Origin of the sequence: Pseudomonas sp. BC42 (assembly GCF_021560055.1) — a bacterium.
Taxonomy (GTDB): Bacteria; Pseudomonadota; Gammaproteobacteria; order Pseudomonadales; family Pseudomonadaceae; genus Aquipseudomonas.
This window is the reverse complement of record NZ_CP091067.1, coordinates 3,605,712-3,619,608: the sequence shown is the minus strand read 5'-3', so window position 1 is coordinate 3,619,608 and position 13,897 is coordinate 3,605,712. Positions and strand designations below refer to the sequence as shown.

Here is a 13,897-nt window from a genome sequence, read left to right as displayed (position 1 = left end):
GCGCCGGTGGCCTGTCCGGGGCATCCGCTTGAAGGGCCAGCGAGGCAACACCGAAGTCCTTACGCCAAGTTGACCGACAACAACAATAAGCAACTGCAAGGAAGTCACGGATGTCTATTTCACCTCTGTTCGCTGCCCGTCTGTTCGTGGTCCTGGTGGGCGTGTCACTGCTGAACGCCGCCGAAGCCGCGCGCATCGAGCCGGCCAATACCGAGTTCAGTGCCAAGGGCCCCATCAGCTTTGCCAAAAGCATCATCAATGCCGACTGCACCATCCAGGTCAGCGGCAAGGTCAGCCCCGACGGCAGCTTCGCCAGCGTCGACAAGGTCGACTTCAGCGGTGGCCTCAAGTGCGGCCAGGTGGAGGCCACGCACCTGCCCTGGAAGCTGGTCGCCAAGGACGAAACCAGCGGCGCCATGTCCGGCATCCGGGTCACGGTGCACGCGCCCCTGGTGGGCGGCGAATGCGGGCCGAGCACCGCCGAGGGCAGCTGGAACAACAGCACCGGAAAACTCGAGGCGGCCCAGGTCAGCCTCGACGGCGGCTGCACCATCAAGACCGTATCGATCCAGATGCCGCCCACGTTCCGGGTGGCGCCCTGAAGCCAGCACACCATCCATGGAGGGACGCTGATGACACTGCGATTGAGTCCGGAAGTACCGGTTGTTCAAGCCGGGTCGGTATCGCCCTAGCGCGCTCCAGTACCGAATTCGGTCGAGCCCGAGAGCCGATGGCGTCATCGACCCCCTGGCAAGGCTGATAACCCCCTGGCAACTGCCTGTTGCCTAAATCTTGAGGAAAACAACAATGCAAAGCATCAAGACTCTGGTATCCGTAGCTTCCTTCGCCATCTGCCTCGGCGCCGCGTCGATGGCCAACGCCGCAACCATCGCGCCTGCCGGGGCGACCTTCTCGGCACCAGGCACCATTTCGGTGTCTTCGCCGGCGTCGTTCGGTGTGCCGGTCAACTGCAACATCAATTTCACCGGTACCGTGGCCGCCAACGGCTCCAATGCTTCGATCACCGGCGCCACTGTCAGTGGCAGCAACTCGCTGTGCGGCGTGCCGTCGCTGCTGGGCCTGCCTTGGACCCTGACCGCGTCCAGCGCCACTGCGGGTACCGTGACCGGGGTCAACTTCAAGATCCTCTCCAACTGCAGCAGCGCTCCAGTGACCATCAACGTCACCTGGAACAACGCCACCAACACCCTGAGCATTCCTTCGGCGCAAACCGTCGGCAGCTGCAAGATCACGGCTCTGAGCGTCAACCCAAGCCCGGCGTTCACTGTCACTCCATGAAGTTGATCTGACTTCAGCCTGTTGATCACTTGCTGAAAAAAACAGGCGCCTCGTCAGAGGCGCCTGTTGCAGTCCCCCGGATCGGTGGTGACCGACCGCGGTCGATAATAATAAGGAGTGGGGCATGAATAATAAGAAACACAAGATCCAGACAGTCATCGGCCTGGCCGTGCTGGGTGGCTTGATCAGTTCCGGGTCGGTTCAAGCGGGTGGTTTCTCTACTCCAACGTACGGTGCTCCCGGCTGGGGCCGGGCGTTCGGTGGGGGGTCGCTGTTCAAGAATGATCCCAGTGCGGCCTTCAACAACCCGGCGGCCATGGCGTTCATCGATCAGAACGTGGCACAGATGACCGTGGATTACGCACGGATCAAGATGAAATTCAAAGGCAATGTCAACGACTATCAGGGCAATCCGGCCTCCACCGTTCCCGTGGACGAGTTTGGCAGCATCAGTGGAGACCCCGTGCCGCTGACCGGAAATGGCGGGGAGGGTGGTTTCACTGCCTGGCTACCTACCGGCTTCATGGTATTGCCGATCAACGACCGCTTCGCCTTCGGCCTCAGTCAGGTGGTGCCGTTGGGCATGCGCAGCACCTGGGATGAGGGCTGGAAGGGCCGCGACTTCGCTGTAGATACCAAGATCGAAACGGTTGGTCTGACCGGGGCTCTTTCGTTCAAGGTTCGCGAAGATTTCTCCATCGGTGCTGGTCTAATCGTGCAGCACAGCAAGGGCTTCGTCAGCCAGAACCTCAACCTCAGCGGCGCAGCTGGCATGTCCGTACTGCCTGGAGCGCCTTCCGGCGCCGGTTCGGACCTGATGCGAGTCAAGGTGGATAACACCTCGGTCGGCTGGTTCACCGGCGTCACCTGGAAACCCACCGAACAGGACACCGTGGGCCTGAACTATCACGCCAAGATCAAGAACAAGATGGAGGGCAAGTACAACATTCGCGTCGATGCCTTGGGTCGAAACTTCACCACTCTGCCGGCAGGCCCCAATGGCGAGACCCTTACGGAACTGGCGTATCCAGGCCTCAAGCTCTTCCCCGATGGTGCCAACGCCAGTACCCAACTGGATATTCCCGCCACCGCCGGGCTGGATTGGGTGCACGTGTTCAATGACCGCTTCACCCTCGGCGCCAGTGTGCTCTGGACCCAGTGGTCGTCGTTCAAGGACCTGACGCTCAAGTCCGACGGCAATGTCCTGGTCGCCATTCCCTACAAGTACAAGGACGCGGTGATGTACTCGTTAGGAGGCGACTACAAGTTCACCGACCAACTGACCCTGCGCGCCGGTGTGGCCTTCGATGAAACCCCAACCCGTAATTCCACACGTGACCCACGGATCCCGGACAACGATCGCTGGTTCACCTCTTTGGGATTCGGCTATGACATCAAGGCCATTCCAGGGTTGACCATCGACGGCGCGTACTCGCGGCAGTTCGTCAAGGAGGCCAAGCTCAAGACCGTCAACCAGGATCGCCTCGGTGGTTCCAGCATCGATGGCAAGGTCGACGCCAAAGGTGAAGTGGTAAGTCTCTCCGCGACCTATCACTTCTGAGGCCCCAGGCCTTATCCGGGCGCTGATACGACGGCAGTACAAAGGGATTGCGCTACTGCCGTTGGCTGCACGGGTCGGCTCCAGACCCGTCTTCAACCTGTTTTTTTCAACCCCGGGCTGACGCTGTTCAGCCGTTATGCATTGGCGAATTCACTCAAAACAATATTTAAAAATAAAATTTGAAACATGCTTCTTTCCTTTGTAGGGTGATCTGCAGGGGGCCGGCACAACGCCCAGGGCCCTGGTGGTCGTCTCGTTAGAACAAGAGAGGTATTCCATGATTGTCTGGTTATTGGTGGGACTTGCCGCAGCGCTCGCGCTGGCTTATCGACAGGCGACAGCCGCCCTGTGGCTGGGTGCCGCAGTGGTGTGGCTGGCGGTCGCGTATCTGTTCAGCCTGGTGGGCACCCTGGGATTGACCCTCGGCGTGTTGCTGGTGCTGGCGCCGGCCGCGCTGCTGTGCATCAAGCCCTTGCGCCGCGCCTTGCTTACCCGCCGCGCCCTGGCGATGTTCCGCAAGATCATGCCGGCCATGTCCGACACCGAGCGTGCGGCCATCGAGTCCGGCACGGTCTGGTGGGACGCCGAGCTGTTCAGCGGCAAGCCGGATTGGCCGCGTCTGTTGCAGAGCGCTCCGGCCAGCTTGAGCGCCGAGGAACAGGCGTTCATGGACAACGAAGTGGAAACCCTGTGCGACATGGCCAACGACTGGGAGACCACCCAGATCTGGCAGGACCTGTCGCCCAAGGCCTGGCAATACACCAAGGACGCCGGGTTCCTGGGGATGATCATTCCCAAGCAGTACGGCGGCAAAGGTTTCTCCCATTACGCCCATTCCCAAGTGGTGATGAAGCTCTCGACCCGCTGCTCGGCGGCGGCGATCTCGGTGATGGTGCCCAACTCCCTGGGCCCAGCCGAGCTGCTGCTGCACTACGGCACCGAGGCCCAGCGCCAGCATTACCTGCCGCGCCTGGCTCGCGGCGAAGACATTCCCTGCTTTGCCCTGACCAGCCCCTATGCCGGTTCCGACGCCGGGGCCATCCCCGATGTCGGGGTGGTGTGCAAGGGCCAGTTCGAAGGCCAGGAAGTGCTCGGCTTTCGCGTCACCTGGGACAAGCGCTACATCACCCTGGGCCCGATCGCCACGGTGTTGGGGCTGGCGTTTCGCGCCGAAGACCCGGACGGCCTGCTGGGCAGCAAGGGCAGCCTGGGGATCACCTGCGCGCTGATTCCTACCACCCATCCAGGGGTCAATACCGGGCGTCGCCACTGGCCGCTGAACGCGGTGTTCCAGAACGGCCCGACCACCGGCAAGGATGTGTTCATTCCCCTTGAATGGGTGATCGGCGGTGGCGCCCAGGTGGGCAATGGCTGGCGCATGCTGATGGAATGCCTGGCCGCCGGGCGCGCCATTTCCCTGCCGTCGGCCAACGTCGGCCTGGGCAAGGTGGCGGTGCGCGGCACCACGGCGTATGCGGCGATGCGCAAGCAGTTCGGCCTGCCCATCGGCAAGTTCGAAGGGGTGCAGGCGCCCCTGGCGCGCATGGCCGGGCATCTGTATGCCTGTGACGCGGTGCGCAAGGTCTCGGTGGCGTCCCTGGATGCTGGCGAGAAGCCGTCGGTGATCTCGGCCATCGCCAAGTACCACGTCACCGAGCGCGCACGGGCCATCGTCAACGACGGCATGGACATCGTCGCCGGCAAGGGCATCTGCATGGGCCCCAACAACTTCCTGGCCCGGGCCTACCAGCAAAGCCCGATCGCTATCACCGTGGAAGGCGCGAACATCATGACCCGCTGCCTGATCATCTACGGTCAGGGGCTGATCCGTTGCCATCCCTACGTGTTCCGCGAAATGGAAGCGGCGCGGGACACCGGACGCAAGGGCCTGGAAGAGTTCGACAGCGCGATGTTCGGTCATATCAGCTTTGTCTTCGCCAACACCGTGCGTGCCGCCGTGCATGCGCTGACCGGCGGCCGTCTGATCAAGGCCCCGGCCAATACCGACAAGGCCCTGGCCGGCTATTACCGGCAGATCCAGCGCCTGTCGGTGGTGCTGGCCCTGGCGTCGGACATTTCCATGGGCGTGCTGGGCGGTGCCCTCAAGCGCAAGGAAAGCATCACCGGGCGCCTGGGGGACATTCTGTCCCAGCTGTACATCCTGTCCTGCGTGTTGAAGCGTTTCGAGGACGACGGCCGGCCCCAGGCCGATCTGCCCCTGGTGCACTGGGCCGCTCAAGACTCCCTGCTGCGGGCCCATGAAGCCCTGGCCGAAGTGCTGGACAACTACCCGTCCAAGGCGGCTGCGCGGATCATTCGCGGCCTGAGCTTTCCCCTGGGCATTGCCCAGCGCAAACCCTCGGATCGCCTGCTGGCGCAAGTGGCCGAGCTGGTGCAGACCCCGGGCCCGACCCGCGACCGCCTGCTGGCCGACTCCTACATCCCGCAGCCGGACATCGACAAGCTGGCCTATGGCGAACTGGCGTTCCGTCTGCAGCCGCAGGTGGACCTGATCGAGGCGCGGCTCAAGCCGGCGATCAAGCAGGGCGTCCTGGCGCTGCTGCCGATCTCCCGCGAGGCCTTCGTGATCTGGCGGGTCAAGGCCCTGGAACTGCAACTGATCAGCGCGGACGAGGACGAGCTGCTGGGGCGCTACGTGGAATACGGCGATCACGCGATCCAGGTCGACGACTTCCCTCAGGACTTCGGTCTGCTGGAAGCCCTGCAGCAGCGTCAGGCGCACTTCGAGCAAGGCGCCAGGCCGGCCTCGCGCAAACGTGCGGCCAGCAGCGAAGACGCGGTGGTCGCCAGCGATTCGGCCTATTGACCCTCTACTGGATTGGATCGGGATCTCTTTATGTCTGACGGTTATCTTTCGTTCGTCAATTCCGGGTGGGGCCGCTGGCTGGCCCAGCGTACCGGCTTGCCGCAACCGGTGCCGCTCCAGCGCCACCGCGAGGGGCAGGGCGGCAACCTGATCAACCCGGTGATCCTCGCCGCGGCGCCCGAAGGCCGCCTGCTGGGCGAGCTGCAACGGATCTTCGCCGCCACCGACACCGTGGCGGCCCAGGCCGCGAGTATCAATGCACCCTCGACGGTGAAGGTCCAGGGCCTGGTGTTCGACGCCAGCGGGCTGGCGGATATCGCCCAGCTCGATGAGCTGTACCGCTGCTTTCACGCCAATGTCCGGCGCCTGGGCGCCCATGCTCGGGTGCTGGTGCTGGGCACGCCGCCGGAACACTGCAAGGCGCTGGAGCAGGCGGTGGCGCAGCGGGCCCTGGAAGGTTTCGTGCGCTCCCTGGGCAAGGAACTGCGTCGGGCCATCACCGTCCAGTTGCTGTATGTCGAGCCCGGTGCCGAAGCCGAACTGGACAGCAGCCTGCGCTTCTTCCTGTCCCGGCGCTCGGCCTATGTCTCGGGCCAGGTGGTGCGCATCGGCGAGCCGGTGGACGTGCCCCGGCACATCGATTGGGAGCGGCCCTTGAGCGGACGGCGAGCCCTGGTCACCGGTGCCTGCCGCGGCATCGGCCTGGCGATTGCCAAGGTCCTGGCCCGGGACGGCGCCCAGGTGGTGTGCCTGGACATTCCCCAGGTCGAGGGCGAGTTGCAGCAGGCCGCAGCCGGCCTCAAGGGCGATGCCCTGGCCCTGGACATCACTGCCGCCGGGGCCGGGCAACGCTTGCTGGAGTTCGTCGGTGAGCACGGCGCATTCGATATCGTCGTGCACAACGCCGGCATCACCCAGGACAAGACCCTGGCCAAGATGACCGAGGCGGCGTGGCGCAAGGTCATGGCGGTCAACCTGGAAGCGCCGCTGCTGCTCAGTCAGGCGTTGCTCGCGGGCCAGGGCCTGAACCCCGGTGGGCGGATCGTCTGTGTGTCGTCGATTTCCGGAATCGCCGGCAACCTCGGGCAAAGCAACTACGCCACCTCCAAGGCCGGGGTCATTGGCCTGGTGCAGAACCTGGCGCCCCTGGCGGCGCGCCAGCAGATCACCGTCAACGGCGTGGCCCCGGGGTTCATCGAAACCCAGATGACCGCGAAGATCCCGCTGCTGATCCGCGAGGCGGGACGGCGCATGAACTCCATGAACCAGGGCGGGCAGGCCGTGGACGTGGCGGAAACCATCGCCTGGCTGGCCCATCCGGGTTCCGGCGGGATCAATGGGCAGGTGGTCCGCGTCTGCGGGCAAAGCCTGCTGGGGGCCTGAGCCATGAATAGCGACAGCGCCATTCGCATCATCGAACCGCCACCGTCCCGGGGCCAACTGCTCTATGACGGCATCCGCAGCCTGCGCAAGCCCAAGCCGGACGCCGCGCCGGCGCTGCCCGCCGAGCGCCTGGTGCGTCCGGCGGTGGAGTTGCAGGCCGCCGGGATCGCCCGCTACGCCCAGGCCTGCGGCTTTCGCCGGGAACACGGGGTGCCGCTGGCCTTTCCCCATACCCTGGCGTTTCCCTTGCACCTGTTGTTGCTGACCGACCGCAGGTTTCCCTATCCGGCCAGCGGCATGGTTCACCTGGCCAATCGCATTCGCCAGTACCAGAAGCTGGAGGAGGGCCAGGCCCTGCGCCTGGAAGTGTTCGCCGAACGCTGGCTGGCCCATCCCAAGGGCCAGGCGCTGTCCATCGCCACCCGGGCCCACAGCGGTGGCAGCCTGGTCTGGGAAAGCCACAGCCTGTACCTGCGCCGTGGCGTGTCCAGCCCCATCGGCGAGCCCTGGGAAGGCGCGCTGAAGCAGGATGAAGCGCCGCTGATTCGCACCCAGCGCTGGAACCTGGCGGGCGACCTGGGACGGCGTTTCGCCCAGGTCAGCGGCGACTTCAACCCGATTCACACCTCCTGGCTCGGCGCCCGGCTGTTCGGTTTCCGCCGCCCCATCGCCCACGGCATGTGGACCCTGGGCCGGGCCCTGGCGGCCCAGCAACCGCCTCATGCGCTGGCGGCGGCGGAGCTGGACTGCGAGTTCAAGCTGCCGATCCTGCTGCCGGCGGCGGTGACCTTGTGGAACCGTCTGCCGGACGGTCCGCGCCATGAGTTCGAAGTGCGCAACAACGCGGGGGACAAGCCCCACATGCGCGGCCTATTTATCTGGGGAGCTGGGCAATGACTGAGTACAGTTTCAATCCGGCGCCGGTGCGCCGGGTGGCGATCATCGGCGGCAACCGGATTCCCTTCGCCCGCTCCAACACGGTCTATGCCAACGACAGCAACCAGGACCTGCTGGTGGCGGCGTTGCAGGGGCTGGTGGATCGCTACGGCCTGTCCGGCCAGCGCCTGGGGGAGTTCGCCGCGGGGGCGGTGATCAAGCATTCCCGGGATTTCAACCTGGCCCGGGAGAGCCTGCTGTCCACCACCCTGGCGCCCCAGACCCCGGCCTATGACGTGCAGCAGGCCTGTGGCACTGGGCTTGAGGCGGCGTTGCTGGTGGCCAACAAGATCGCCCTGGGGCAGATCGAGGTGGGGATTGCCGGCGGTGCCGACACCACCTCCGACGCGCCGATCGGCATCAATGAAGGACTGCGCCGGATCCTGCTCCAGGCCAACCGGGCCAAGGGCACCGGCAACAAGCTGCGCAGCCTGCTTAAGGTGCGCCCGGGGATGTTCTTCAAGCCGCTGCTGCCGCGCAACGGCGAGCCACGCACCGGGCTGTCCATGGGTGAGCACTGTGAAGAAATGGCCAAGCGCTGGCACATCAAGCGCCTGGCCCAGGATGAACTGGCGCTGGCCAGCCACCAGCAGTTGCATGCCGCCTATCAGCGCGGCTTCTTCGACGACCTGATCACCCCGTATCGCGGCCTGACCCGTGACAACAACCTGCGAGCCGATGCCAGCCTGGAGAAGCTCGCCGGCCTGGGCCCGGCCTATGACCGCCACAACGGCACGCTGACCGCCGGCAACTCGACCCCGCTCACCGACGGTGCCTCGGTGGTGCTGCTGGCCAGCGAAGACTGGGCCGCGGCCAACAACCTGCCGGTGCTGGCCTACCTGCGCACCGGGGAAACCGCCGCGGTGAATTTTGTCGACGGCAGCGAAGGGCTGCTGATGGCCCCGGCCTACGCTGTGCCGCGCATGCTGGCCCGGGAAGGGCTGGGCCTGGGGGATTTCGATTTCTACGAGATTCACGAAGCCTTCGCCGCTCAGGTGCTGTGCACCCTCAAGGCCTGGGAAGACGCCGATTACTGCCGGGAAAAACTCGGCCTTGAAGGGCCGCTGGGCAGCATCGAGCGCAGCAAGCTCAACGTCAACGGCGGCTCCCTGGGCTGTGGGCATCCGTTTGCCGCCACCGGCGGACGCCTGCTGGCGACCCTGGCCAAGGCGATCCACCAGCGCGGCTCCGGTCGGGGACTGATTTCCGTCTGTGCCGCAGGCGGGCTGGGTGTCACCGCCATCGTCGAAAAATAAAATAACAAGGAGACTGCCAATGAGTGTCGTGAGCCTGCAACCCGCCGAGCGTATCTGGCTGAACGCCTACCTGCCGGGGGTGCCCAGCGATATCGAAGCCGACATCGACCGCTACCCGTCACTGCGGGAAGTGTTCCTCGAACACGTGGACAAGTACCGCCACCGGGTGGCCTACGTCAGCATTGGCACCGAGATGGGCTACGACCTGTGGGAGAAGCGGGTGTTCGCCTTCGCCGCCTGGTTGCAATCCAAAGGGGTGAAGAAGGGCGACCGGGTGGCCCTGATGATGCCCAACTGCCTGCAATACCCGATCTGCCTGTTCGGCACCCTGCTGGTGGGGGCGGTGGTGGTCAACGTCAACCCGCTGTACACCGCCCATGAACTGCGGCACCTGCTCAAGGACAGCGGCGCCGAAACCGTGGTGATCTTCGAGAACTTCGCCCACACCCTGGAGCAGGCGATGCCGGGCAGCCGCCTGAAGAACATCGTGGTGGCCGCCATCGGCGACCTGCTGGGGACCTTCAAGGGCGCGGCGCTGAACTTCGCCCTGCGCCACGTGCAGAAGCAAGTGCCCAAGTTCAACCTGCCGGGCTCGATCCGCTTCCCGGCGATGATGAAACTGGCCAGTGTGCTGGAGCACCGGCCGGTGGAGCTCAAGCAGGATGACATCGCCTTCCTGCAATACACCGGCGGCACCACCGGCGATGCCAAGGGCGCGATGCTCAGCCACCGCAACATCCTCGCCAACCTGATGCAGGCCAAGGCCTGGGTCGGCGATCAATTGGACGAGAACCAGCAGGAAACCAACGTCACCCTGCTGCCGCTGTATCACGTGCTGTCGCTGACGGTGAACTGCCTGATGTTCATGTGCCTGGGCGGGCGCAACATCCTCATCGCCAACCCGCGGGACGTGAAGCGGGTGCAGATGATCCTGCGCAAGGAGAAGTTCAGCGGCATCGTCGGGGTCAACACCCTGTTCAACGGCCTGCTGGAAAACGAGGAGTTTCGCGGCCGGGACTTCTCCGACCTGAAACTGGCCATCGCCGGAGGCATGGCCACCCACACCGCTGTGGCCCGGCGCTGGAAGGAGGTCACCGGGGTGCCGATCATCGAAGGCTACGGCCTCACCGAGTGCTCGCCGGTGGTGAGCATCAGCCCGATCGACATCGCGCGCATGCGTGAGGGCGATTTCACCGGGACCATCGGCGTGCCGCTGCCGTCGACCTGGGTGCGCTTCGTGCGCGAGGACGGCGAGCTGGCAGAACTGGGCGAGGAGGGCGAGCTACAGGTGCGCGGGCCCCAGGTGATGAAGGGCTACTGGCAGCGTCCGGAAGAGACCGCCAAGGTCCTGGACCGCCACGGCTGGCTGTCCACCGGGGATATCGGGGTGATGAACGAGCAGGGCTTCATCCGTCTGGTGGACCGCAAGAAGGACATGATCCTGGTCTCGGGTTTCAACGTGTACCCCAACGAGATCGAGGACGTGGTGGCCCTGCATCCGGGCGTCGCCGAGGTGGCGGCGATTGGCGTCGAGGATGGGGTGACCGGGGAGAAGGTGAAGATCTTCGTGGTGCGCAAGGACCCGAACCTGACCCAGGAGCAGTTGCTGGCCCACTGCCGCGAGTACCTGACCGGCTACAAGGTGCCGCGCTACGTCGAGTTCCGTACCGAAGAGTTGCCCAAGACCACCGTCGGCAAGGTCCTGCGCCGCGCCCTGCGTTAGTTTCGAGGGCGTCCGAGGTTCTTCTGAAGATCGTCAAGCAAGGCCCTGCGGGCCTTTTCGCAGCCTCGCCGGGGCTCGGCAGCGGCTACCTCCACGGCGATCACTGTAGCCGCTGCCGAAGGCTGCGAACGGCCCGCAGGGACGCAAGCGTCCCGAGGGCGCTAGAGGTTCTTCGGGTGATAGCCGGGCAAGCCTGAACCTACAAGGCGTTGGGCAGGCGGACCTGGCCCGGCTGCAGGCCGAACACTTCCACGCCCTCCGGGGTCGATTGGCCCACGCTCACCGGTACCCGCCGGCCTGGTTGATCGGCCGTTGCCCGGTATTCCACGCTCATGCCGTCGGCCTCGCGCTGGATCGCCGCTGGCGGCAGCACTATGGCCTGATCGTTGCGGTAGGTAATGATGCTCAATCGCGCGCTCATGCCCAGGCGGACGCGCTGCTGTTGTTCGCGGGTCAGCTTGGGCACCGACAGGGTCACCGGGAACTGCGCGCTGGCACCGCTGGCGTCCCCCGGCAGCGCCAGACTGCTGACGATGTCCACCTGGCCCTGGAGGCGCTCGCCGTCAAAGCCGTCACCGAGAATTTCCACGCTCTGGCCCTCGCGCAGCTGGTTGATGTCCAGCTCCGACACCTTGCTGACGATCTTCAGTTGCTCGATGTTGGCCAGGCCGAACAGGGCCTGGCCCTGGCCGACCTTGCTGCCGGTCTGCACCGGCCCCGAGGCCGCCGCCGACGCGATGGGTGTCAGGTTGAGCCCCGGCGCCGGGACCACGATTCCGGCAAAGGGGGCGACCACGTCCTTACCCGCCAGCAGCGCGCGCAGGGCTTCGTACTTGACCGTGGCATTGGTCAGCTCCATCTCGGCAATCTGGCGGAATTCACCCTTGCCCTGATCCAGCGCCTGTTGCAGTTCGCCCTGGGCCGCCGTCAGGTCCAGGCGCTGGCTCTGCAGCAGTTGCTTGAGATCGTCCAGTTCGTTGCGGGGAATGATGCCCCGGGCAAACAGGCTCTGGCTTTCACTGAGCTTGCGTTCGGAATTGCTCACCGCCATCTGCGAGGCGCGCAAGGTGCGCCGGGCCCGGGTCACCAGGGCGCTGCTGTCCCAGTTCTGCAGTTCCTGAACGCTGCGCCGGGCCTTGAGCTGGGCTGACAAGGCTTCGCGCACCTGGATCTCGATCAGGCTGGGGTCCATCTTCAGCAGCGTTTGACCGGCCTCCACCCGCTGGCCCTGTTCCACCAGATTGGCCAGAACGTTGCCGTCGAACGGCGCCGTCAGGCTGATGGTGCGCTGGGGCTCGATCTTGCCCACCAGGCCGATCTGATGAATCAGCGGCGTAGTGCTGACCTCGATCCAGTGACCCTGTTGCAGCGCCGGATCGTCCACGGCGCGGTAGTGGGTGAGGGCGACGCCGGCCACGGCCAGCACGATCAGGGCGGTGCCGCCGAGGAGGCCGCGCTTGCGCCAGTTTTTCTGCTCAGAAGTCGTTGAGCGCAATGTCCCAGGTCTCCAAGGTCGTGCCCAGGGTCAGATCCAGCTGGGTCTGGGCGTTGAGGTAGGCAATCAGTGCATTGAGGCGGGCGTTTTCACTGGTGCGCAAATCGCTTTCGTAACTCAGCACCTGGAAGTTGCTGGAGCGCCCGGCGCTGAGTTTTTCCCGTTCGATATCCAGCTTGCGCCTGGACAGTTCCACGGCGCGCTGGGCGATCTCGTACTGGCGCCAGCGGGTGCCCAGGTCGCGCACCACGTCACTGACGCTGCGCTCCAGGGCCTGGCGGGCATCGGCCAGCACCAGGGCCTGGTTTTCCACGTCGACCCGGGCATGCACCTCGGCCTGACGGGTACTCAAGTCGCCGATGGGAATCTGCACCTGCACGCCGGCATAGCTGTCCCAGGTCCGTCCCGCGCCGTTGCCGCCGTCGTTGTCGTAACGGTTGCGCACCTGATTGGCGCCGGCCACCAGGGACACATCCCAGCGGCTCTGGTCCTTGGCGATGATCAGGTTGAGGTCGGCCTGCTGGCTGCCCAGCAATGTCGCCAGGTAGGTGGGTTGCTGGATCTGCGCCAGGCGCAGGGCGTCCTGCTGGTCGATGCTGACTTTCGCCGCTTGCAGGCCGTCGCTGGCGCGGATCCGGGTCGACAGGTCCAGGGCCAGCAGGCGCAGCAGCGACAGGCGGTTGATGTCCACCTGATTGCGTGCCTCTTCCACCCCCAGCTCCTGGCTGGCGATGTCGGCTTCGGTCTGCACGATCTCGAACTCGGCCATGCGCCCGGCGGCGATCAGCGCCTTGTTCACCTGGAGCAGGGCATTGGCGCGCTTGAGGGCGTCCTCGACGATCGCCAGCTGTTCCTGGGCCCGCAGCAGTTCGCGGTAGGCGCCAATGATGTCGCTGATGGTCTGCGCCACGTTGGCCTTGAGGTTGAGGCGGTAGGCCTGTTCGTTGATCCGCGCCAGGCGCAGCGGCGCGGTGGTCACGTCCCAGCCGGCGCCCTTGAGCAGCGGCTGGATGATCGACAGGTCCAGGCCGTCGCGGCGGTAGTAGCCGGCCCGGTTGGCCTGGCTCAGTTCCTGGTGCCAGGCCATGTTCAGGCGTGTGCCGTATTCCCCCAGCAGGCTGGAGCTGGGATTGAGGGTGGTGTTGCGCACCCCGTCGTTGCTGCCCTTGTTGGCCCGGTAGGTGCCGCTGAGCAGCAGCTTGGGGTTGAAGGTGTCCTCCGACACCCGCAGGTCGAACTTCTGTGCCACCCGCTGCAGGTAGGCGCTGCGGATGCCACGGTTGTTGCGCAGGCCCAGGTAGACCGCATCGGCCAGGGTCAGCTCGGTCTGCTGCTGGCTCAGCAGCACGCTGCGTTCGTAGGCGCTGCGCAGGGTCGGGGCCGACGCCTGGCGGGCCACGTCCATGTCCCGGGAGCC

Annotated in this window: 10 protein-coding genes; 8 read left to right on the top strand and 2 right to left on the bottom strand. The window is 65.3% G+C overall.

Going from position 1 to position 13,897, the window contains the following annotated elements:
- Positions 1–110: 110 nt before the first annotated feature.
- The 8 genes from praA (at position 111) to L1O02_RS16160 (ending at position 10,985) form a co-directional block, all read left to right on the top strand.
- Entirely contained in the window at positions 111–602 is a 492-nt protein-coding gene (gene praA, locus L1O02_RS16195; protein ID WP_060839179.1) for an alkane oxidation protein activator PraA, read from the top strand.
- A gap of 205 nt (positions 603–807) precedes the next feature.
- Positions 808–1,299 (top strand): alkane oxidation protein activator PraB, encoded by a 492-nt coding sequence (praB, locus tag L1O02_RS16190; RefSeq protein WP_060839180.1) that lies wholly within the window; start codon positions 808–810, stop codon positions 1,297–1,299.
- A gap of 124 nt (positions 1,300–1,423) precedes the next feature.
- A complete protein-coding gene (locus tag L1O02_RS16185) occupies positions 1,424–2,860 on the top strand; it encodes an outer membrane protein transport protein (protein ID WP_108543607.1) in 1,437 nt (478 codons plus the stop codon).
- Positions 2,861–3,137: 277 nt separating this feature from the next.
- The gene (locus L1O02_RS16180; protein ID WP_235758291.1) at positions 3,138–5,687 is read left to right on the top strand and encodes an acyl-CoA dehydrogenase; all 2,550 of its coding nucleotides are present in this window, start codon (positions 3,138–3,140) and stop codon (positions 5,685–5,687) included.
- Between the two features lie 30 nt (positions 5,688–5,717).
- Positions 5,718–7,070 carry a 3-oxoacyl-ACP reductase gene (locus L1O02_RS16175; RefSeq protein ID WP_235758289.1) on the top strand — a complete coding sequence of 451 codons (1,353 nt, stop codon included), beginning with the start codon at positions 5,718–5,720 and terminating at the stop codon, positions 7,068–7,070.
- Positions 7,071–7,073: 3 nt separating this feature from the next.
- Positions 7,074–7,967 (top strand): MaoC/PaaZ C-terminal domain-containing protein, encoded by an 894-nt coding sequence (locus L1O02_RS16170; protein WP_235758287.1) that lies wholly within the window; start codon positions 7,074–7,076, stop codon positions 7,965–7,967.
- On the top strand, positions 7,964–9,262 hold the full coding sequence (locus tag L1O02_RS16165; RefSeq protein ID WP_060839185.1) for an acetyl-CoA C-acetyltransferase: 1,299 nt from the start codon (positions 7,964–7,966) through the stop codon (positions 9,260–9,262). The genes L1O02_RS16170 and L1O02_RS16165 overlap by 4 nt, the downstream gene beginning before the upstream one ends.
- Positions 9,263–9,281: 19 nt before the next feature.
- Positions 9,282–10,985: an AMP-binding protein gene (locus L1O02_RS16160; protein WP_060839186.1), complete on the top strand. Its 1,704-nt coding sequence runs from the start codon at positions 9,282–9,284 to the stop codon at positions 10,983–10,985.
- A 199-nt stretch (positions 10,986–11,184) separates the two neighbouring features.
- Here the strand turns inward: L1O02_RS16160 and L1O02_RS16155 are convergent, their stop codons facing one another.
- Positions 11,185–12,369, bottom strand: a complete 1,185-nt coding sequence (locus tag L1O02_RS16155) for an HlyD family efflux transporter periplasmic adaptor subunit (protein WP_235760254.1) — start codon at positions 12,367–12,369, stop codon at positions 11,185–11,187.
- Positions 12,370–12,460: 91 nt separating this feature from the next.
- On the bottom strand, positions 12,461–13,885 hold the full coding sequence (locus tag L1O02_RS16150) for a TolC family protein (RefSeq protein WP_231979054.1): 1,425 nt from the start codon (positions 13,883–13,885) through the stop codon (positions 12,461–12,463).
- Positions 13,886–13,897 lie beyond the last annotated feature (12 nt).

Bases quoted from the DNA above. Each gene is read 5' to 3' on its own strand.
- L1O02_RS16165 (WP_060839185.1), top strand. From the start codon at position 7,964: ATGACTGAGTACAGTTTCAATCCGGCGCCGGTGCGCCGGGTGGCGATC.
- L1O02_RS16175 (WP_235758289.1), top strand. From the start codon at position 5,718: ATGTCTGACGGTTATCTTTCGTTCGTCAATTCCGGGTGGGGCCGCTGG.
- L1O02_RS16180 (WP_235758291.1), top strand. From the start codon at position 3,138: ATGATTGTCTGGTTATTGGTGGGACTTGCCGCAGCGCTCGCGCTGGCT.
- L1O02_RS16170 (WP_235758287.1), top strand. From the start codon at position 7,074: ATGAATAGCGACAGCGCCATTCGCATCATCGAACCGCCACCGTCCCGG.
- L1O02_RS16185 (WP_108543607.1), top strand. From the start codon at position 1,424: ATGAATAATAAGAAACACAAGATCCAGACAGTCATCGGCCTGGCCGTG.
- praA (WP_060839179.1), top strand. From the start codon at position 111: ATGTCTATTTCACCTCTGTTCGCTGCCCGTCTGTTCGTGGTCCTGGTG.
- L1O02_RS16160 (WP_060839186.1), top strand. From the start codon at position 9,282: ATGAGTGTCGTGAGCCTGCAACCCGCCGAGCGTATCTGGCTGAACGCC.
- L1O02_RS16150 (WP_231979054.1), bottom strand. From the start codon at position 13,885: ATGGACGTGGCCCGCCAGGCGTCGGCCCCGACCCTGCGCAGCGCCTAC.
- praB (WP_060839180.1), top strand. From the start codon at position 808: ATGCAAAGCATCAAGACTCTGGTATCCGTAGCTTCCTTCGCCATCTGC.